Annotated in this window: 17 protein-coding genes and 1 riboswitch; of the genes, 6 read left to right on the top strand and 11 right to left on the bottom strand. The window is 51.0% G+C overall.

The window, feature by feature from the left end:
* Positions 1 to 9 precede the first annotated feature (9 nt).
* Together EKM73_RS01340 and scrK are read right to left on the bottom strand one after the other, a co-directional pair.
* Positions 10 to 1,011: a zinc-dependent alcohol dehydrogenase family protein gene (locus EKM73_RS01340; protein WP_125700195.1), complete on the bottom strand. Its 1,002-nt coding sequence runs from the start codon at positions 1,009 to 1,011 to the stop codon at positions 10 to 12.
* An 18-nt stretch (positions 1,012 to 1,029) separates the two neighbouring features.
* Entirely contained in the window at positions 1,030 to 1,905 is an 876-nt protein-coding gene (gene scrK, locus EKM73_RS01345; protein WP_020089978.1) for a fructokinase ScrK, read from the bottom strand.
* A 323-nt stretch (positions 1,906 to 2,228) separates the two neighbouring features.
* Positions 2,229 to 2,326: riboswitch (guanidine-I (ykkC/yxkD leader) on the top strand.
* A gap of 58 nt (positions 2,327 to 2,384) precedes the next feature.
* On the opposite strand from scrK, the gene EKM73_RS01350 reads away from it, so the two are divergent.
* Both EKM73_RS01350 and EKM73_RS01355 read left to right on the top strand, forming a co-directional pair.
* Complete coding sequence (locus tag EKM73_RS01350) at positions 2,385 to 2,711, top strand: DMT family transporter (protein ID WP_125700196.1); 327 nt, start codon at positions 2,385 to 2,387, stop codon at positions 2,709 to 2,711.
* Between the two features lies 1 nt (position 2,712).
* On the top strand, positions 2,713 to 3,027 hold the full coding sequence (locus tag EKM73_RS01355) for a DMT family transporter (RefSeq protein WP_125700197.1): 315 nt from the start codon (positions 2,713 to 2,715) through the stop codon (positions 3,025 to 3,027).
* Here the strand turns inward: EKM73_RS01355 and EKM73_RS01360 are convergent.
* The 6 genes from EKM73_RS01360 to EKM73_RS01390 all read right to left on the bottom strand — a co-directional run bounded on the left by EKM73_RS01360 (position 3,016) and on the right by EKM73_RS01390 (position 11,363).
* Positions 3,016 to 3,510 carry a GNAT family N-acetyltransferase gene (locus EKM73_RS01360; RefSeq protein ID WP_125700198.1) on the bottom strand — a complete coding sequence of 165 codons (495 nt, stop codon included), beginning with the start codon at positions 3,508 to 3,510 and terminating at the stop codon, positions 3,016 to 3,018. The genes EKM73_RS01355 and EKM73_RS01360 overlap by 12 nt on opposite strands.
* A 576-nt stretch (positions 3,511 to 4,086) precedes the next feature.
* Entirely contained in the window at positions 4,087 to 6,291 is a 2,205-nt protein-coding gene (locus EKM73_RS01365; RefSeq protein ID WP_125700199.1) for a glycoside hydrolase family 65 protein, read from the bottom strand.
* A 28-nt stretch (positions 6,292 to 6,319) separates the two neighbouring features.
* Complete coding sequence (locus EKM73_RS01370) at positions 6,320 to 7,372, bottom strand: alpha/beta hydrolase fold domain-containing protein (protein WP_125700200.1); 1,053 nt, start codon at positions 7,370 to 7,372, stop codon at positions 6,320 to 6,322.
* A 26-nt stretch (positions 7,373 to 7,398) separates the two neighbouring features.
* A complete protein-coding gene (locus EKM73_RS01375) occupies positions 7,399 to 8,253 on the bottom strand; it encodes an alpha/beta hydrolase (RefSeq protein WP_164508813.1) in 855 nt (284 codons plus the stop codon).
* Complete coding sequence (locus EKM73_RS01380; RefSeq protein WP_125700202.1) at positions 8,240 to 9,625, bottom strand: MFS transporter; 1,386 nt, start codon at positions 9,623 to 9,625, stop codon at positions 8,240 to 8,242. The genes EKM73_RS01375 and EKM73_RS01380 overlap by 14 nt, the downstream gene beginning before the upstream one ends.
* A 745-nt stretch (positions 9,626 to 10,370) precedes the next feature.
* A complete protein-coding gene (locus tag EKM73_RS01390) occupies positions 10,371 to 11,363 on the bottom strand; it encodes a LacI family DNA-binding transcriptional regulator (RefSeq protein ID WP_125700345.1) in 993 nt (330 codons plus the stop codon).
* A 238-nt stretch (positions 11,364 to 11,601) separates the two neighbouring features.
* Here EKM73_RS01390 and EKM73_RS01395 point away from each other — a divergent pair, with 238 nt between their 5' ends.
* On the top strand, positions 11,602 to 12,993 hold the full coding sequence (locus tag EKM73_RS01395) for an SLC45 family MFS transporter (protein ID WP_125700204.1): 1,392 nt from the start codon (positions 11,602 to 11,604) through the stop codon (positions 12,991 to 12,993).
* 203 nt (positions 12,994 to 13,196) lie between these two features.
* Positions 13,197 to 14,873 (top strand): glycoside hydrolase family 13 protein, encoded by a 1,677-nt coding sequence (locus tag EKM73_RS01400; RefSeq protein ID WP_125700205.1) that lies wholly within the window; start codon positions 13,197 to 13,199, stop codon positions 14,871 to 14,873.
* 149 nt (positions 14,874 to 15,022) lie between these two features.
* Here EKM73_RS01400 and EKM73_RS01405 read toward each other — a convergent pair whose 3' ends face one another.
* Positions 15,023 to 15,247, bottom strand: a complete 225-nt coding sequence (locus tag EKM73_RS01405; protein ID WP_125700206.1) for a hypothetical protein — start codon at positions 15,245 to 15,247, stop codon at positions 15,023 to 15,025.
* A 33-nt stretch (positions 15,248 to 15,280) separates the two neighbouring features.
* The gene (locus EKM73_RS01410) at positions 15,281 to 15,817 is read right to left on the bottom strand and encodes a PadR family transcriptional regulator (RefSeq protein ID WP_164508824.1); all 537 of its coding nucleotides are present in this window, start codon (positions 15,815 to 15,817) and stop codon (positions 15,281 to 15,283) included.
* Between the two features lie 176 nt (positions 15,818 to 15,993).
* Here EKM73_RS01410 and EKM73_RS01415 point away from each other — a divergent pair, with 176 nt between their 5' ends.
* Positions 15,994 to 16,530: a phenolic acid decarboxylase gene (locus EKM73_RS01415; protein ID WP_125700207.1), complete on the top strand. Its 537-nt coding sequence runs from the start codon at positions 15,994 to 15,996 to the stop codon at positions 16,528 to 16,530.
* Positions 16,531 to 16,707: 177 nt separating this feature from the next.
* Positions 16,708 to 17,166 (top strand): NUDIX hydrolase, encoded by a 459-nt coding sequence (locus tag EKM73_RS01420; RefSeq protein ID WP_125700208.1) that lies wholly within the window; start codon positions 16,708 to 16,710, stop codon positions 17,164 to 17,166.
* A gap of 330 nt (positions 17,167 to 17,496) precedes the next feature.
* On the opposite strand, the gene EKM73_RS01430 is transcribed toward EKM73_RS01420, so the two are convergent.
* Positions 17,497 to 17,679: a hypothetical protein gene (locus tag EKM73_RS01430; protein ID WP_125700209.1), complete on the bottom strand. Its 183-nt coding sequence runs from the start codon at positions 17,677 to 17,679 to the stop codon at positions 17,497 to 17,499.
* Positions 17,680 to 17,936: the final 257 nt, after the last annotated feature.

Below are 17,936 nucleotides of genomic sequence, written 5' to 3' on the forward strand. Positions count from 1 at the left end.
TTACCTTTACTAGTCGCTGACTTTAACAACAGCCTTGCTGACACCGGCAACCTTGCCGTTCAGAACGTCTTCAACTTGTTCCAAGCTAACTTCGTGGCTGATCAAGGATTCAACATCCAATTGGCCGCTAGCTAACAGTGCAATAGCGTCTTCGAAGGCGTATGGGTTGATGAAGGCCCCTTGGATCTTCAATTGCTTTTGGTAAACTTCATAAGTGTTCATGGAGAAGGTTTGATCTGGCTTCCCAACACCAAACATCAAGACTTGCGCACCCTTCTTGGTTGCTTCAACGGCTTCTTCTTGGGTTTGTGGTAAACCAACGGCTTCGATAACCACGTCGTAGTCGGCAGGAATGCTGTCGTGCTTCGTGTTGTAAGTGTTGGTAACGCCAAACTTTTCCTTGTTGAAGGCTAACTTCTTGTCGTTTAAGCCGGCAAAGTCCACTTGGTGAACACCGTAAGCTTGTAATAATTGAACAAATAATTGCCCCATGAAACCATCACCGATGACCAAAGCCTTTTGATATGGCGTTAAGTCCAATAATTTCACCCCGTGGACTGCGCAAGAGATTGGTTCTGTCGTAGCAGCAGCCTTCAATGAAACACTGTCAGGCAGTGGGTAAACAACGGATGCTGGTGCAGTGAATGACTTTTCCAAGCCACCATCGCGGGTAACCCCAACGGCTGACAAGTTGTCACACAGTTCTGGACGGTCAGTCCGGCAGTATTCGCATTCGCCACAGTAGATGTTAGGGTCAACGGTCACACGGTCGCCAACCTTGACGTTGGTAACTTCGCTACCGATAGCAGCAACGACACCGGAGTTTTCATGACCTAAGACGATTGGTGGTACAGCATCGGCTGAACCAGGAAGACCAGCGTACAATGCGCGGTCGGTCCCACAGATACCAGCGTAGGCGGTGTTGACCAGTACTTCATTAGGTTTTACTTCTGGGGTAGGTAAATCTTGGATCTCCATTTTTTTCGTTCCAGTTAAGACTAAGGCTTTCATAAGGTAATTCTTCCTCTCTTATTTGTTGTATTCTTTGAGTGCTAAGGCAAAGTCGCCTAGCGTAGCTGAGCCATTTTCCTTGACGGACGGCATCACAATGTAATCTTCAATGTTGCCCACATCAACGTAACCGTTGAGGAGCTTCGTGAATTCGGCGCGAACCTTAACCAGGAAGGCTTCGCTAACAACGCCACCGCCAAAGATGATCTTGTCGGGACGTAACATCAACGTTTCCTGTAAGGCTGCCTGAGCCACGTAGTAAGCCATGATATCCCAGACGTGATCGGTCATCGGGACTTCATGGCCGTGCTTACCGATCCGGGCTTCAAACGTTGGCCCACTGACCAAGCCTTCCAGGCAATCGCCATGGAATGGGCAGATGCCTTTGAAGTCAAGGTCATCAGGGTGCCGCTTCAAGCGGACGTGACCCATTTCGGGGTGGCCCATCGAGCCGACAAACTTACCGTTCACGATAGCTCCAGCACCAACGCCGGTTCCAATCGTGAAGTAGACCAGTGAGTTGATCTTTTCATTGAACAGCGTGGAAACCACATACTCACCGTAAGCAGACCCGTTCACATCAGTCGTCCAGGCCATTGGCACGTCCAAGTCCTGCTTAAGCCGACCTAAGAAGTCGGTATTGGACCAGTGGGCCTTAGGTGTGTCCGTCACGTACCCATATTTGGGGGCGTTACGCCGGAGTTCGATGGGACCAAATGAAGAAATCCCGATAGCTTTTAAATCTGGGTACTGTTTAAAGTAAGCGATACATTGACTTAACGTTTCTTCTGGAGTGGTGGTGGGAATAATCACCCGGTTGTCCGTGCGATAGTCTTCGTTACCGATTGCACAAACAAACTTTGTTCCACCAGCTTCAATACTTCCGAGTTGCATAGTCGCTACCTCCATGTGTGGCTGCGGGGTCGTGACCCACAGCGCCTAATTACTAAGTGATGAATGACCGTACAGCCATTTTTAAATCGTTTTCAGTATAGCATCGCGATCAGCCCTTTTAAGGCCTTTTTTTGCCCGGTAATTTTCAGAAAATACCGAAAAAGTGAAGAATGACGCAAATGTAATCAATTTCATTTTTTAGTGAAATAGGTCACTTAATCACCAAATCGGCCACTCAGTGAAAGGGTTTACCTACTATTTTCATACAACCGGTTGCCTCAAATCATCATCCGTGCTAAGCTATTGCTACCGAATCAATCATATATTCTGTTCTCTAGGGTTCCGCTGCACGTGCAGGCCTGGTCCGAGAGGGAACCTACGGGTGGTCCCGTAGACACGGAAGGGAAAAAGCCTGGGAGATGTCGTCGTTAAGACAACATTTCTCAGGCTTTTTTCACGTCTATTTAGGAGGAACAATCATGCTAAAACACTGGTCACGCATCGTTTACGGCGCGATCTTCGAGGTTGGCTGGGTCGTGGGCTTCAAGCACGCCGCCACTCTCTGGGAATGGGGGTTGACCGCCCTCGCCGTCTATCTGAGTTTCTACTTTCTGATCAAGGCTGGTGAAGTATTGCCGGCTGGCACGGCCTACGCAGTCTTCGTGGGATTGGGCACGCTCGGCACCACGGTCACGGGAATCTTGGCTTTCGGAGAACCGGTCAGTCCGGCCAAGGTTGCTCTTATTTTCCTACTACTCATTGGCATTGGCGGGCTCCAGGTAGTTACCGCTAGAGAGGAGCACTGACATGGCATGGATTTTTTTAATCATCGCGGGCCTCTGTGAAATGCTCGGCGTGACCTTTATGAACTGGGCGCTGCAACGCCGCACCTGGCCGCTTTGGCTGGCAATGGTGGTGGGCTATGGTCTCAGTTTTGGCTTTCTCGACCTTGCCCTGCAGACGTTGCCGATGGGCACGGCTTATGCCATCTGGACGGGAATCGGTGCGGCCGGTGGTGTCCTGACGGGGATGCTTTTCTTCGGCGAATCCCGGAACTGGCGCAAGCTGATCTGGGTCGGCGTTATCCTAATTGCCGTGATGGGCCTCAAGCTAATCAGTTAGTGGCAGTACCAGATTGTACCAAGTTTCCCCAGCATGGGTGGAAGCAGAAACGCCCTCGTTGACGTATCCGTTAGCTTCATAGAATGGCACCAATCGTTTGAGGCAGGTCAGTGTGATGGCCCGGCGGCGTTGCTGACGCGCCACGGTGGCGAGTGCCGTCAGTAACTGACTGGCAATGCCGGACCCGCGATGGTCGGGACTAACGGCGAGACTCAACACGGTCTGGTACGCATCCCCAGCCGCATTGGGCGTGGATTTTTCGAAGAGTGCATCGGTCAAATAGCGCTGATCAAAGGCTGGCCCGACCACGTAGCCAACGACCGTCGCCCCCTGCTTGGCAACGAGAAAGGTATCGGGAATCAAAGCGATTCGTTCGGCCATACTGACAGAAGTTGCCGCCTCGGCTGGTGAAAATCCGGCGTGCTCGATGATCATGATTTGATCTAGATCTGCGGCTTGCACAGGATTAATGGTAAGGGACATATGTTGAAAACCTCCTGAATTTCTATCTGCGCTTAGTATATGCGTGATTGGCCATTGGCTCAACTCAGTTGACTACGGCTGCCAGAATTCCGCCTGCTGTGGGGACCGCCTGCAACCGAAAAACTGGCTTTCGGCTCGGCCAGCTACATTCTGGCCGCCTCCGGCTAAGATTGGTGGAACCTTTACCGAAGTTGCGCCAATCGGACTGTGTTGGCTTTTCTAATGCCAAAGCTATCATAATTAAACCTAAAAAATGTCATCCTAAAATTGGATGACATTTTTAAACTCTCTATTTAATGATGAAATTGCTAGCTGCTAAACCTCTACAAATCCAACTAATGTCAGCGTAGCCGGAGGCAGCCGGGGGTGTAGCCAGCCGTGACAATGCCGTTAGTGCGGGCGTTCGATTCTTCCCGTACTTACGGCATGGGACGACCTTGAAGACTCACGGATTTAGTGAGGCTTCAAGTCGAGGTGAAATACCGCTTCACAGGATTTCACCGGTCCCCACAGCAGGCGGAATCCTGGCAGCCGCAGGCGACCCCATTACCCACAATTGTTAGCTAGCGGCTCTTGCTAGCTAACCTTTACTAAAGAAATCAGTTCACCGTTAACGCTGACGCCGTAAGTTGGAATCGGCCCGCTGATAACCGTCACATCCAGGTTATCCGCCGTCAGGTCAATCTCCAAGACACTCTCGGCAATCTTCATCCGATAGGTTAACCGACTCAATTCCGTTGGCAAGTGGTTGGCGAAGTGAACGACCTCGTCCTGCACGTAGAAACCGGAGAATCCGGCAACCAGTGCCAACCAACTTCCGCCAAGGTTAGCCAAATGCAGGCCATCCGCAGTGTTCTTTTGCAGGTTGACCAGGTCCATCCGCGCCGTATCCATGAAGTACCGGTAGGCCTTTTCAGAATCGCCCATCCGTGCCGCTAAGATACTGAAGATCGACCGCGACAATGAAGAATCGTGGGTCGTCACCCCTTCGTAGTAGCGGTATTCGCGCTTCAGTTGGTCCGCCGACAAGTCCTCTGGGAACAGGTAGTCCGCCAGCAGCGTATCGGCCTGCTTGGCCACCTGGTAGCGATAGATGGTCAGTGGGTGGTAGTGCAATAACAGTGGAAAATTATCCGGTGTGGACTTCTCCGCTGGCCAGCGAGGCTTATCCAGGAAGCTGTCGTCCTGCTCGTTAATTTCCAGTTCCTCGCTATATGGCAGGTAAACGTGATCAGCTAAGTTTTGATAAACATCCAAATCCGTCTCGCTCATGCCAAACTTCGATAACAATTGTGGCGAGCGTTTCATCATCTGATGGGCCAATTCAACGACTAATTCAAAGTTATGCTTTGCCAATCGGTTGGTGTAGTAATTATTGTTGACTAACGCGGTATATTCGTCGGGACCCGTAACCGTGTGGAATTCAAAGCGACAGTCATCCCCGACTTGTCGCCAGGACCCGAAGTTTTCCCAGAAGCGTGCCGTCTCCAGCACCATTTCAAACCCACACTGGATGACGAAGTCTAAGTCCCGTGTGATTTCAAAGTACTTGCCGACCGCATAGGCAATATCGGCGTCGATATGGTACTGCGCCGTGCCCGCTGGGAAGTAGGCCGAGGCCTCTTCACCGTTGATTGTCCGCCAAGCAAACAGCGCCCCTTGGTCAACGCCCAAGGCCCGTGCGCGGTCCCGTGCTTTTGGCAACGTTTGGTAGCGATAGACCAGTAACTGCCGGGCCATCTGTTGATTGGTGTAGGTGAAGTATGGCAGCATATACATCTCGGTATCCCAGAAGTAGTGCCCCTCATATCCGGCACCACTCAACCCCTTGGCGGAAATGTTAGTCCGGCCATCACGCCCAGCCGCTTGATTCAATTGGAAGATATTATAGTGAATCGCGAGATCCAACTCATCGTTGCCACCGACGCTCACTTCACTTCTGGTCCACACGCCTTGCCAAAATGTCCGACTGTCATCCGTCAGCGACGCTAGTGAGCTCGCCATAAACATGGCGGCGGGATCAATCGTATTATGCTTGCCCACCGTTCCTACGTACACCGCGTATTCCAGGCTGTGTGGTTGCTCATCGCTCAAGTCGAGTGGCTGTTGCAGCAGTTGCCCATGAGGGAGTAAGATCCCCAGATACATGGTCACCGCCTGCTTCGTCAACCGGGTCTTCACGTGGTAGCGTTGCAGGTCCTGCGTCACGAATTCCGTTTCACAAATGGGCAGGCCCGCCATCCGAGTCTTCCGGGGGTCGGCCGACATGATGGCTTCGGCTTCGGCAGGCACTGCGATTGATTTACTGACCAGCAACCCACCGGCATAGTTGCCCGCCGTGAAGGTATATTGTGCACTCCACATGCTGGTCTGTTCCTGGCCGATTACTGACTTCACACCCATCATGATGGTCTCACCCTGGTCGGTACTGATCTGATAGTGCTCCATCAACTCCCCAGTCCCGAGGTCGAGATCAGCGGCCGTCCGCTTACTATGGGTGAATTGGTGTCCAGAACTCGTCGACACGTGAATATGCCGCAGATCTGGCAGGTTCAAAATCGTCTGATGTTGTTTGGCGTAGCCGATACCTGCCTCCCCATAAGTAATGGGGGCGGTTTCATAAAAACCGTTGATTAAAGTTCCCGCAATCGGATTTCCACTGATAGGATCGTTGGCCCGGACGCCAAAGTGCCCGTTACCCAGCGAAAATACCGTCTCTAAATATTCCGGTTGCTGGTCCGAAACGTCGCGTAAAGTTAAATGATAATCGCGTAAAGCCACAATAATCTCCCCCAATTAAATTCTAGACTCAGATTAATTTTGCTGCGGAACGTAGAGCGTCTTGGACTGCCGGCACGTTCCCCGTAAAGTTCAGGAATGCGTGGCTGATCCCGCCATAACGCAGGTAGTTGGCATCACCATTGGCCCGGCCAGCCTGATCGATGAAGGCTTCACCTTGCAGGCGGAATGGGTCGTACTCACCCACCAGTAGCGTGGTCTTCTTGAACGTCTGTGGATCAGCTAAGATCGGCGATAGCAGTGGTGCCGTCAGATCCAATGGCTGACCTGCCACGTAATAACCACTCATGATCTCATCGAGCTGCTCAAACAACTGGTAGCTTCTGTGTAAAGCATCCCGCTGTTCGGGAACGATGTCAATACTATCATCATTCCACAGTTGCCCACCCAGGTCGGAGCCCTGAATCACGGTCGGGTAGAAGAGCAGATGTGAGTCAATTGTGCAGATGCCCATGGACTTGCAGAGTTGACTAACGCCTAAGGCAATCGAGCCCCCGGCGGAGTCCCCGCCCAGTGAAATATGGTGGTAGTCCTTAGTCATGGCGGCAACTACAGCCAAACCATCGAGAATGCCGGCCGGATAAGGTTGTTCTGGTGCCAACGCGTAATCCACGTTGTAGACCACGCAGTTCGCCTGTTCCGCCACGTATTTCAGCGCCAGTAAAACATCTTCTGGCGTCCCACCATAGTAGGCCCCACCGTGGAAATAAATCAAGGCTTTGTCTGCAGTTAGGTGATCCATCCGCGCAATCCGAATGACCCGGACCCGCCGATTCATGGCCACAATCTGTTGCATCTCAATCTTCATGTCAACACTGGTCAAATCCTTCTGACCGGTCGTTTCGGTCCCTTGCCGCAGGCTGAATAGGTCGGTCGGCAACTGCGGGTTCTCTTCGATCTCGGCTACCGTTTCCCATACCAATGGCTCGTAAGTGTGGGCTGGATCTCGCTCCTTGATCCACTTGGTGACCCCGTCTTCTACACCGGTTGCCCGCATCTTTGCCAGTCGTTTTAGCTCGTCCGCATACCCCAAGGACTGCTTCGTTGTCGTATCATTCAACATGTCGATTACCCCTCTCGTTAGCTACGTTATTGCTGAAGCCAAAATTTCGTGAGGTTCCACCTTGCCGCCAACCAATTCAGGTGACGGGGGAACCAACCCGCGACGTCTGGCCGAATAAAGTGCTCCCCAAAGGCCAGGTCACGAGGATCAAAACTTCTTGGAAATGCCGTCACTGCCCGGGCAAGACTCAAGCCATGCGGGCCGTGCGGATAAATAATCTCGGTGACGGGCACGTGCTGCTCACGCAACGCCGTCACGTAATGCTGGGTGTTGGTAACTGGCACGAGCTCATCTTCACGTGTGGCCCAGATGAAAGTCGCCGGATTCTGTGGCGTTACCAGCAGATCGGCCTCGTGTTGCGACCAGTCGGCCGTGATTTCTTGTAACTCAGCCTCACTAGCCGGCCAGCCTAACCGTAACCCAATCACCGGGTAGGCCAACATCAAGGCACTGACTGCCAAATCGTCTGAATCAGCAGCCACCGCTACCCCCAGCGTCGGCCACAAGTCGGCGTACAGTGCTGCCAGATGCCCACCGGCCGAAAATCCCGCCAGGAGAATCTTATCGGCATCAATCCCATAAGTCGCGGCGTTCCGGTGAAAGTCACCGACGACATTTGCCAGTTGATACAGCGCCGTGGGCAATACCGGTGGCTCGTCGCGCAGACGATACGCCACCACGGCGACCGCAAATCCCTGTGCCAGGTACTGCAACGCCATGATCTCATTCTCCCTATCCGAGTAGAATTGATAGCCCCCACCCGGTAGAAGAATGACCAAGGGCCGCCGCGGCTGATTGTGAAAGTCAGCAATGGCGGCCGGTTGGTAGTACGTGACGGTCACCGGGTAGGCGGTGCCGCACGTTAGTTTACGCGTTTTCATTAGCTTTATCGTTTGCGACTTCCTTATCCTTGATGGCTTTGGCAGAAGTGATTTCGTCTTCATCCAACTTGTAGAAGATGTACAGGATACCAATGATAATCACAGCCAAGATAATCGGCAACCAGATGAAGCTGGTACTAATCGCCGTGACCGCTTTGGCACCTTGCACCTTAGCAGTCGCTTGGAAACCACCCCAGGAAAGTAACCAACCGGAGACCAATCCACCAAAGCCCATCCCCAACTTAGCCCCAACCATTGGGACTGAAGATAAGATGCCGGGTTCATCGATACGGAGTTCGGAACGTGAGTATTCCACTGTGTCGGCAATCATGACGAAGGAGATGGAGAACGCTGCCCCCATGGCAACCAACGCGATAACGTTTCCGGCAAATAACATTGGGATACTGTTGAAGTGCATGATGGCTTCACCAATACCGAAGGTGACCAACGATAGAATCATAACGTTTCTGTGTTTCATGAATTTACTTAAGAATGGTACCGAAACGTTCCCGATAACTGCGACAATTACCAAACCGTTGAAGGCCCCAACTAAATCTGCCCGCCGGTAAACGTAGGTCAGGTAGTAGACGGCCGTTTGCATCCGGATTACCCAGAAGGTCTGTAACAGAATGAAGCTGATACTCAGGGCAACCCATGGCTTGTTCTTAACGGCACCTTTTAAGGATTCCTTCACGGACAGATGCCCCTTGATTTCCGGTGCGTTCGTGGTGTCCTCAACAATGTCATCTTTTTCGCGTAAGTTTGCGAAGGAACTCAGGAAGAGAACAATGATGGCTAACCCAATGAAGATCCCCCAGATCATCCATCCCTTTTCAGCGTTCTTACCCCCTAATTTCGCAACCATTGGCAGAGAAATCGCCCCGATAACGGCCGTCCCGATGTTAGTCATCACCATCCGGGCACTGGCTAAGTTCGTCCGTTCGTCGGGATCCTTGGTTAAACTTGGCAGGATCGCCGTGATTGGCGTGTTGGCCCCAGAATAAACTAAACTAAACAGCGTGTAGACCACGGAGATCCAGGCCAGTTGGAAGGCCTTATTTCCACCAAACGATGGGTTAAAGAACAGCAGCATGGTCAAGATCCCCAGTGGAATCCCGAACCATAAGAAGTATGGCCGTGCTTTCCCATATTTCGAATGGGTGTGGTCAATCAAAAATCCATACACAACACCATCAAAGGCATCAATGATCCGAACAACGAAGAACAAAGTCCCCACAAATGCTGGCGAAATCCCCATAACCGTCGTGTAGTAGAACAGCAGGTAGAGCCCAACAATTTGCCAAATCAGGTTTCCGGCCATATCGGTGGCCCCATAGAAGAATCTCTGTTTCCATAATTGCACTTTACTCATGATGAAACCCTCCCCCATAGAATTTATGTGCTTGACTTGTAACCGCTTACATGTATAGCATACCGGTCTATTCGTCTGCTGGTAATCCAGCTTTTTGGCTAAGAGCTTACCTTTTCTAACCAACTCGTCCCCCAAAGTAGATTCGTTGGGTAAAATTGACAAACAAACCTAGTTACCGCCACTATCATAACCGATTTTAGGGGATGAAGAGTGGTTGAAGGCCTTCATTAGTTTTCCTTGCTAACTCACTGGTTCAGCCCTTAAATACTACTAGGGAATTGGCCAAAGTATGCCCGCCTGCGGCTGCCAGGATTCCGCCTGCTGTGGGGACCGGTGAAATCCTGAGGATCGGTATTTCACCTCGACTTGAAACCTCGCTGAGAATCACGAGTTTCCAAGCTCGTCCCATGCTGTAAACCCGGGAAGGACCTAGCGCCCGGGCTAACGGCATCGTCACGGCCGGCTCCATCCTGGCCTCCTCCGGCTACGAAACATTTCTGACTCTATCATGTGATGGAGCTGAACCCGTGAGTTTCTGCAATCACGTCGCGTTAAACCTGATCTACGGTGGCGCTGTCCCAACCAATCTAATACATCGCTTCAAATATTCAAAAGGTTCCACCTTGCCATTAACTCTCGGCAAAATAGAACCTATCTGTATCTCTTCTACAAAGTGAACAATTTGACTGAACTCGGGCATGCAATGACGCTAAATTCTGGTCCCGCCAGCCACAATCTATAGCCCTTAGCTATTGCGTTGAAGACTGTCGCGCTCCACCAGCTTGATTGGCGTAATCTTCTGGGGTAATTCTCCCGGTGCGCAGAGTTGTTGGACGCCCGCGACACCCATCTCGTAGAAATTCTGCGAGATGCTGGACAGTGCCGGTTGCACCAATTCACAGATCTCCGTGCCGTCAATTGCGAGGATCGAGAGGTCGGTCGGTACGCGGTAGCCCAGGTTACGGGCCGCATTGAGTACACCCACTGCCGCCATGTCACTGCCGCCGATAATGGCGGTCAGTCCCGAGTCGGCACCGTACGCTTGCATGGCCGTTTGACCCGCGTCGTAGCTATAGTTGCCGAGCTGAATCCACTTGGGCTGAATCGTAATCCCAGCCTCCTGCATGGCCTGCCGGTAACCGGCCACACGTTGACGTCCGGTGTGAAAATCACTATCAACACCGGCGAGACCGATATTTTGGTGACCCAATTTCAGTAGCGTCTGGGTGGCTTGATACCCCACCTGCCAGTCATCCGAAGTGATGTAGGGCACCTGAATCTCATCGAAGGAAATCGATAGGAAACAGAAAGGAATCCGTGAATTTTGGAGCAGTGCCAAATTTTCTGCCGCTAGATCGACTGACAATAGAAGAATCGAGCGGACCGGCCGTTCAATCACCGTCGTCAACGCCCGGCGCTGTTGCTCCGAATCGTCGTCCCCAGCGTATAAAATAATCACGTTCAGATCATGGCGATGGGCCTCGGCCTGAATGCCCTCAATGATGGGACTGGCGAAGTTGGTCTTCGTTGAATTCACGATTGCTGCCACCACATTACTCTGCTGCGTGACGAGCTCTGCCGCTGCCGTATTCTTCTGGTAGCCGAGCTCTGCAGCAGCTGCCCGTACCTTTTCTCCGGTGGGTTCACTAAAGAATCCCGTCTTATTGGCGAGCACCCGTGAAACTGTTCCGGGCGAGACCCCCGCTAGCTTCGCAATGTCCTTGATTGTTGCAGCCATCCCGGCCACCTCACTTTCACCGTTTTTCTTGTTAAGTCCCATTTTACCGTTAATGGTCTGAAATAACAAAGTCATTTGCCGCCAAAATGACTATTTTTACACAAACGTTTGCTTTTATTGTTTAGAGGCATTGCAAACGTTTGTGTAAAGTGCTAAGATTCATTTTGAAAGCGGTTACTTTAATCACTTGAAAATTGTGAGCATCTGCTATTATTCCATTTATTTAGGAGGAATTATTATGTCTCAAAACGCAGCCTTAGAACGCGAGCAAGCTGTCCCGGATAAGCCGGTCAGCGATAACTCACTCCCCAAACTACCCTTGAAGACGATTTTCGCCATGACTTTCGGTTTCTTCGGAGTCAACATGGCCTTTTCGCTTCAGTCATCTCAGATGGGCCGGATCTTCCAGACCATCGGTGCCGATCCAACCAAACTAGGCTTCTTCTTCCTGTTACCCCCATTAGCCGGGATGATCGTTCAACCGTTGATTGGGAAATACTCCGATGTCACCTGGAACCGCTTTGGTCGGCGGATGCCTTACTTGATTATCGGGGCACCTATCGCAGCGCTGGTCATGATTCTCTTGCCAAATGCCGGGTCGTTTGGCTTCGGTTACGCCTCGCTTGCCGCCCTGTTATTTGGGGCCATCGCCATTCTCTTCATGGACCTGTCCTCTAACGTCTGCATGCAACCGTTCAAGATGATTATTGGCGATATGGTCAACGAAGACCAAAAGGACCTCGCGTGGTCTTGGCAACAATCCTACTCCAATTTGGGTGGGGTATTAGCCACGATCTTCCCCTTCCTGTTAACCTGGTTCGGGGTGTCTAACGTTGCTGCTAAAGGGACCGTGCCCTTATCCGTGCGATTAGCCTTCTACATTGGTGCTGGCATCTTACTTCTGACTTCCATTTACACGATTGTTTCCGTCAAAGAATACGATCCTGAAACTTACAACCGTTACCACCACGTCAAGGCGGAAACGAAGCAGGAGACCGCCAGCCTCTGGCATTTAGTCAAGACAGCCCCCCGCGCCTTCTGGGAAATTTCCTTCGTCCAACTCTTCGACTGGTTTGCCATTCAATACCTGTGGACTTACGGGACCGGTGCCATTGCCGATAACGTTTGGCACACCGCTAACGCCGCTTCCGCTGGCTACCAAGCAGCCGGCAACTGGTTCGGGATTCTCTCCTGCATTCAGTCATTGGCCGCCGTTGTCTGGGGCTTCGCCGTTCTCTCGCACACCAAGCCTAGCCAACGGAAATTCTGGTTCCGCGTCAGCCTGGTTCTCGGTGGTGCTGGGATGATCTGGATCTACTTCATTCACTCACAGTGGCTATTGATCCTGCCATTCTGCCTGATTGGGATCTGCTACCTGACGATGCAGACGCAAGCGATGTCCCTCTTCACCGAATCCCTCAACGGTCAAAATGAAGGTGCCTACCTGGGCCTCTTCAACTGTGGGATTTGCCTACCACAAATCATCGCATCCATCGCCAGTTTCGCCATCTTCCCTGCTATCGGCAAGTCCATGCCCGGCATGTTAGTCATCGCCGGAATCGCCTTGTTATTAGGGGCCGTATCCGTCAGCGTCATTCATCCCAAATTATCCGCAAATTCAGCTAATTAATTTTTAACGGTTAAGCATTGGACTTTGTCGCCTGCGGATGGCTGCTTCCCTGGCCTCCTTCGGCTAAGCTAATTTTTAACCTAAATTATTAACTGAATAGCGAGATCATTAGACTCATACACGACATCTGACTGATAACTTTGGAATTAACAAGTAAGCTTTAACACTTAAATCACTCATCTAAAATTCAGGAGGTTTTATTTATGGCAACAACACAATGGTGGAAAAACGCCGTCGTTTATCAAGTTTACCCACGTAGTTTTCAAGACAGCAATAATGATGGTATCGGCGATCTGCCCGGCCTCACCCAACGCTTACCTTATATTAAGAAGTTGGGCGCCGATGTGATCTGGCTCAATCCAATTTACAAATCCCCCGACAAGGACAACGGCTACGATATCAGCGACTACCGCCACATTCAGGATGCTTACGGCACCATGGCCGAGTTCGACCACATGCTGGCATCCGCACACCAACAGGGGTTAAAGATCCTGATGGACTTGGTCGTCAACCACACCTCGGACAAACACGATTGGTTCCAACAAAGCCGTCAATCCAAGGACAACCCGTACGCCGACTACTACATCTGGCGCGACCCGGTCGATGGCCACGAACCGAACAACTGGGGTTCCTACTTCAGCGGCTCAGCTTGGACCTTTGAACCCAAGCGCCAACAGTATTACCTACACCTCTTTGCACCGGGCCAACCCGACCTCAACTGGGAAAATCCTAAGGTCCGCCAAGAAGTCTACAGCCTCATGAAGTTCTGGCTGGACAAGGGCGTCGATGGCTTCCGAATGGACGTCATCAACCTGATCTCCAAGCCAGCCGGCTTGCCCGACGCGCCGCAAGCACCGGGCGCCCTGTACGGTAACGTGGAACCAATCGTTGCCGACGGACCTAAGCTCAACGACTACCTTAAGGAAATGAATGAACAAGTCCTGTCCCACTACGATGTGATGACAGTGGGTGAAATGCCAAGTTCAACGCCGGAAGACGCGATCAACTACACCGGTTTTGATGCCCACGAACTCAACATGGTCTTTCAATTCCAGCACGTTTCGTTGGCGCCAAATCCTGACAAACGACTGGGCAAGTGGAATGATGCGCCAGTCAAGCTGACCGAATTAAAGGCCGCCCTCTCCCGGTGGCAAAAGGCCTTGGATGGTCGCGGCTGGAACAGTCTTTACTGGAACAATCACGATCAACCCCGGACGATTTCACGCTTCGGTAACGACGCTCCGGAATATCGCGAACTCTCGGCTAAAATGTTGGGAACAACGCTACACATGCTCCAAGGAACGCCCTACGTTTACGAAGGTGAGGAGCTTGGAGAAACCAACGTCCACTACACGCGTCTCGACCAATACGAAGACCTGGAAAGTATCAACGCCTACCACCAACTCGTCGAACAGGAAAAAGCCGTTGACGGACCAACCATGCTGAAGTATTTGGCCAACATGTCTCGCGACAATGCCCGGACGCCAATGCAATGGGACGACTCAACCAATGCTGGCTTCTCTCAGTCCAAACCATGGTTCGCTTTAAATCCAAACTACACCAAGATTAATGCCGCGGCCGAAGTGGGCCAACCGGACTCCGTCTTCAGCTACTATCAACGACTGATTGCCTTGCGCCACAACAACGCACTCATCGTTCACGGCTCTTACGAAGAGATCGACCCAGACGACGACCAAGTCTTTGCTTACCACCGGCACTACCAGGGCCAGACGCTCTTGGTCATCAGTAACTTTACCGACCAGACCGTCACCAGAGACTACCACCAAGACCAAGCGGACCAGAAGTTAATCGGCAACTACGCCGATGACCTGGGAGCCACGCTACGGCCTTACGAAACTAAGGTTTACCGATTCAATTAACTGATTCTTCTTCGTGGACGTGACTGCGAGCCCGTTCACGCTGAGATCTAACACTGATGACACACGTCTTGCGTTGAGCCGTCACAAAAAGCACCGTCTCACCCGGGTAATTCCCTGGATGAGGCGGTGCTTTTACGATGCTTTAGATGCTATTTCTCTCTGCCAATCGGCATGACTTCCATACGCTCTGGATTGTGTGCCAATTCATTTTTATAATCGTAGTTTTGCCAATCCAATGAATCAAAAATATTTTTCTTCTTCAATTGATAAAGTACAGATTCATCAACTAATTGTGTCACTTTATATTTTGCATTAATACTAAAAGTGCTTCTTTTGACAGCCTCCCCTATTCTTCGCAAAATATTAACCTCCATAATTCAAAACCAGCTAGCTCCTACAGACAAAGCTTATTTTTCCAAATACTGCGCCAGCCACTCCACGTAATGGCTCTCGCGCTCAATCGCGTGGTCCAGAATCAGATAGTGCCCATAGGCCTGATCAATTGCCTTCTGATTGGGAAAGACTGTCTCCTGGCGCTGCTGCAAGTGGTGCAACTGCGACTGATGGAGTTGGTACTGTTCCCGCAACATTGGTTGAATTCGCGGATCGTTAGCCGTCTTGATGAAGTAGAGTTTCAGAATAAATTCGTCCTTGCTGGGCGTCAGCTCCGGCGAGGGTTGGCTGACCCAGGTCACCAACTTTTCCCGGCCTGCCGACGTCAGCGTGTACTTCTTCTTAGCCAGTTTTTCGCCGGTCACCGTATCTTCATGGCTGATCTCACCGGCCGCTTCCAACCGCTTCAGCATGGGATAGATCTGACTGTGCTGGGCCTGCCAGAATTCACCGATTTCATTTTCAAAAGCCTTAGCCAAGTCATACCCCGTCTGTGGGTGCTGGTTCAGCAAGCCTAAAATAATATATTGTAGCCGATTACGTTGTCCGATAGTTGGCATCCCCCTTGATTTCACGCGGTTATTTACCTTTATTGAAACAGTTTAAACCCAAAACTGCAAGAAAAATTGTTGACAAAGACGTGAATTCTGACTACACTAATCAAGTAAATCAAAGCATGTAATTAATTACATGTTCGTTTAGGCAGAATAGAAGGAGCACACAACTTATGACTAAAGAATTTAAAACCTTAGATGACTTTTTAGGCACCCATTTTATCTACACTTACGACAACGGCTGGGAATATGAATGGTACGCGAAGAACGACCACACCGTTGACTACCGGATTCACGGCGGCATGGTCGCTGGCCGTTGGGTGACGGATCAAGAAGCCAACATCGTTATGCTGGTTCCTGGCATCTACAAGATTGCCTGGACGGAACCAACCGGGACCGACGTGGCCTTGGACTTTGTTCCCAACGAAGGCAAGCTGAACGGGACCATCTTCTTCCCTAAGTGGGTTCAAGATCATCCTGAAATCACGGTGACTTACCAAAACGAACATATTGACGTGATGGAAGCTGCTCGGGAAAAGTACGATACTTACCCTAAGCTGGTCGTTCCAGAATTTGCCAAGATCACCTACATGGGCGATGCCGGTCAAAACAACGAGGACGTCATCAGCGAAGCCCCTTACGCTAGCCTGCCAGACGACATCCGTGCCGGCAAGTACTTCGATGCAAACTACAAGCGGATTAACAAGTAATTGAAAATAACATCGTCGCCTACAAATGTGAAGTAATCTCATACAAGCGACCTTTAAAAGCGATGATATTCAGTTTAAGTTAAACTGTGTATCACCGCTTTTTTCATCCTGTAAAACACCCCGCCGTATTTTGTGGCATACTAGGACTTAATCCGATAGAAAGTAGGTCATCCACTCATGGCAAATTATATTCAAGAAATCCGTGGCCTTGTTGGTCACCGACCGTTAATTCTCAACGCTGCCGGTGCTATTTTGGTTAATGATCAGCAGGAAGTACTGCTCAACTTGCGAACTGATACCCACAATTGGAGTCTGCCCGGCGGCTACCTCGAATACGGCGAAACCTTCGATCAGGCCTGTGTTCGCGAGTATAAGGAAGATGCCGGTATTGACGTCGAAATCGTTCAACCACTAGGACTGTTCGATCAAGGCTTTACGACCTATCCCAATGGTGACGAAACGCAAGTGATCTCGCGCCTTTACCTCGTTAAACAGGTCGGCGGGCACACGCTGCGTGAAGAAACCGACGAGACACTGGATTTGCAGTATTTTCCTTTCGACAACCTGCCACCCCTGTTAAATCAGCAAACAGCAGATATGTTAGCTACGGGACGGGACTACTTTGCCAAGGATTAAAAACTGTCGCCTGCGGTTGCCAGGGATTCTGCCACTGTGGGGATCGTCTGCAGCCAAAGAACGGGCTTCCGACTCGGTTTGAACCCTCACGAAATACACGTGAGTTTCCAAGCACGTCCCACGCTGTAAGGCCGGGAAAAATCGAGCGCCCGGTCTAACACCGTTTTCACGGTTGGCGCCATCCCTTTGGCAGAGCATTACAAATAGAGCTTGGGACTTTGTCTCAAGCTCTATTTGTATGCAACCCTATCCGATTTTATATGGCTGAAACGTGCGCCAAAAGGCAGCTAGTTCCGCTTAAAACTGCTAACCACCTTTTGTCCCACTCTCTTATTTATGCTCTTTCGTATCCCAACCCAGACTCACCAAGATTAGAAAAGCCCCCGTCCCGAAGCCCACTGAACGCGTGGTGGCCGTGTCAAAATGCCAGATGCTGATCTCGGCCAGTACACAGAGAATCCCTAACCAAAACGAAACGGTCCGGTAGAATTGTCGATTGAAGTGAAACCACATGCCTCCCCGCCTCCCTTGAAATTGATTAGCCATAAGCTACCATATTTCAAGCGGCAGGGGTGACCGGACACTGGGTTTGGTTCGGCGAAAGTCCCTACTTCTCTAAATATAAGACGGCGTTGGATACTTTCTGGGGTAACTGCCGCCTACCACTTGTTCACGCTCTGACGACGTAACAGGGTTTGTTTCTTTGACACACGCTTCTTGTCGCCGCTGACCACCACATTTTCTCTTAACGCTGGCTAAAAATTAGCCAG

The sequence above is a fragment of the Levilactobacillus fuyuanensis genome, assembly GCF_003946395.1.
Taxonomy (GTDB): Bacteria; Bacillota; Bacilli; order Lactobacillales; family Lactobacillaceae; genus Levilactobacillus; species Levilactobacillus fuyuanensis.

Excerpts from the sequence above, each read along its gene's own strand:
- EKM73_RS01340 (WP_125700195.1), bottom strand. The coding sequence starts at position 1,011 with ATGAAAGCCTTAGTCTTAACTGGAACGAAAAAAATGGAGATCCAAGAT.
- scrK (WP_020089978.1), bottom strand. The coding sequence starts at position 1,905 with ATGCAACTCGGAAGTATTGAAGCTGGTGGAACAAAGTTTGTTTGTGCA.
- EKM73_RS01350 (WP_125700196.1), top strand. The coding sequence starts at position 2,385 with ATGCTAAAACACTGGTCACGCATCGTTTACGGCGCGATCTTCGAGGTT.
- EKM73_RS01355 (WP_125700197.1), top strand. The coding sequence starts at position 2,713 with ATGGCATGGATTTTTTTAATCATCGCGGGCCTCTGTGAAATGCTCGGC.
- EKM73_RS01360 (WP_125700198.1), bottom strand. The coding sequence starts at position 3,510 with ATGTCCCTTACCATTAATCCTGTGCAAGCCGCAGATCTAGATCAAATC.
- EKM73_RS01370 (WP_125700200.1), bottom strand. The coding sequence starts at position 7,372 with ATGTTGAATGATACGACAACGAAGCAGTCCTTGGGGTATGCGGACGAG.
- EKM73_RS01375 (WP_164508813.1), bottom strand. The coding sequence starts at position 8,253 with ATGAAAACGCGTAAACTAACGTGCGGCACCGCCTACCCGGTGACCGTC.
- EKM73_RS01380 (WP_125700202.1), bottom strand. The coding sequence starts at position 9,625 with ATGAGTAAAGTGCAATTATGGAAACAGAGATTCTTCTATGGGGCCACC.
- EKM73_RS01390 (WP_125700345.1), bottom strand. The coding sequence starts at position 11,363 with ATGGCTGCAACAATCAAGGACATTGCGAAGCTAGCGGGGGTCTCGCCC.
- EKM73_RS01395 (WP_125700204.1), top strand. The coding sequence starts at position 11,602 with ATGTCTCAAAACGCAGCCTTAGAACGCGAGCAAGCTGTCCCGGATAAG.
- EKM73_RS01400 (WP_125700205.1), top strand. The coding sequence starts at position 13,197 with ATGGCAACAACACAATGGTGGAAAAACGCCGTCGTTTATCAAGTTTAC.
- EKM73_RS01405 (WP_125700206.1), bottom strand. The coding sequence starts at position 15,247 with ATGGAGGTTAATATTTTGCGAAGAATAGGGGAGGCTGTCAAAAGAAGC.
- EKM73_RS01415 (WP_125700207.1), top strand. The coding sequence starts at position 15,994 with ATGACTAAAGAATTTAAAACCTTAGATGACTTTTTAGGCACCCATTTT.
- EKM73_RS01420 (WP_125700208.1), top strand. The coding sequence starts at position 16,708 with ATGGCAAATTATATTCAAGAAATCCGTGGCCTTGTTGGTCACCGACCG.
- EKM73_RS01430 (WP_125700209.1), bottom strand. The coding sequence starts at position 17,679 with ATGTGGTTTCACTTCAATCGACAATTCTACCGGACCGTTTCGTTTTGG.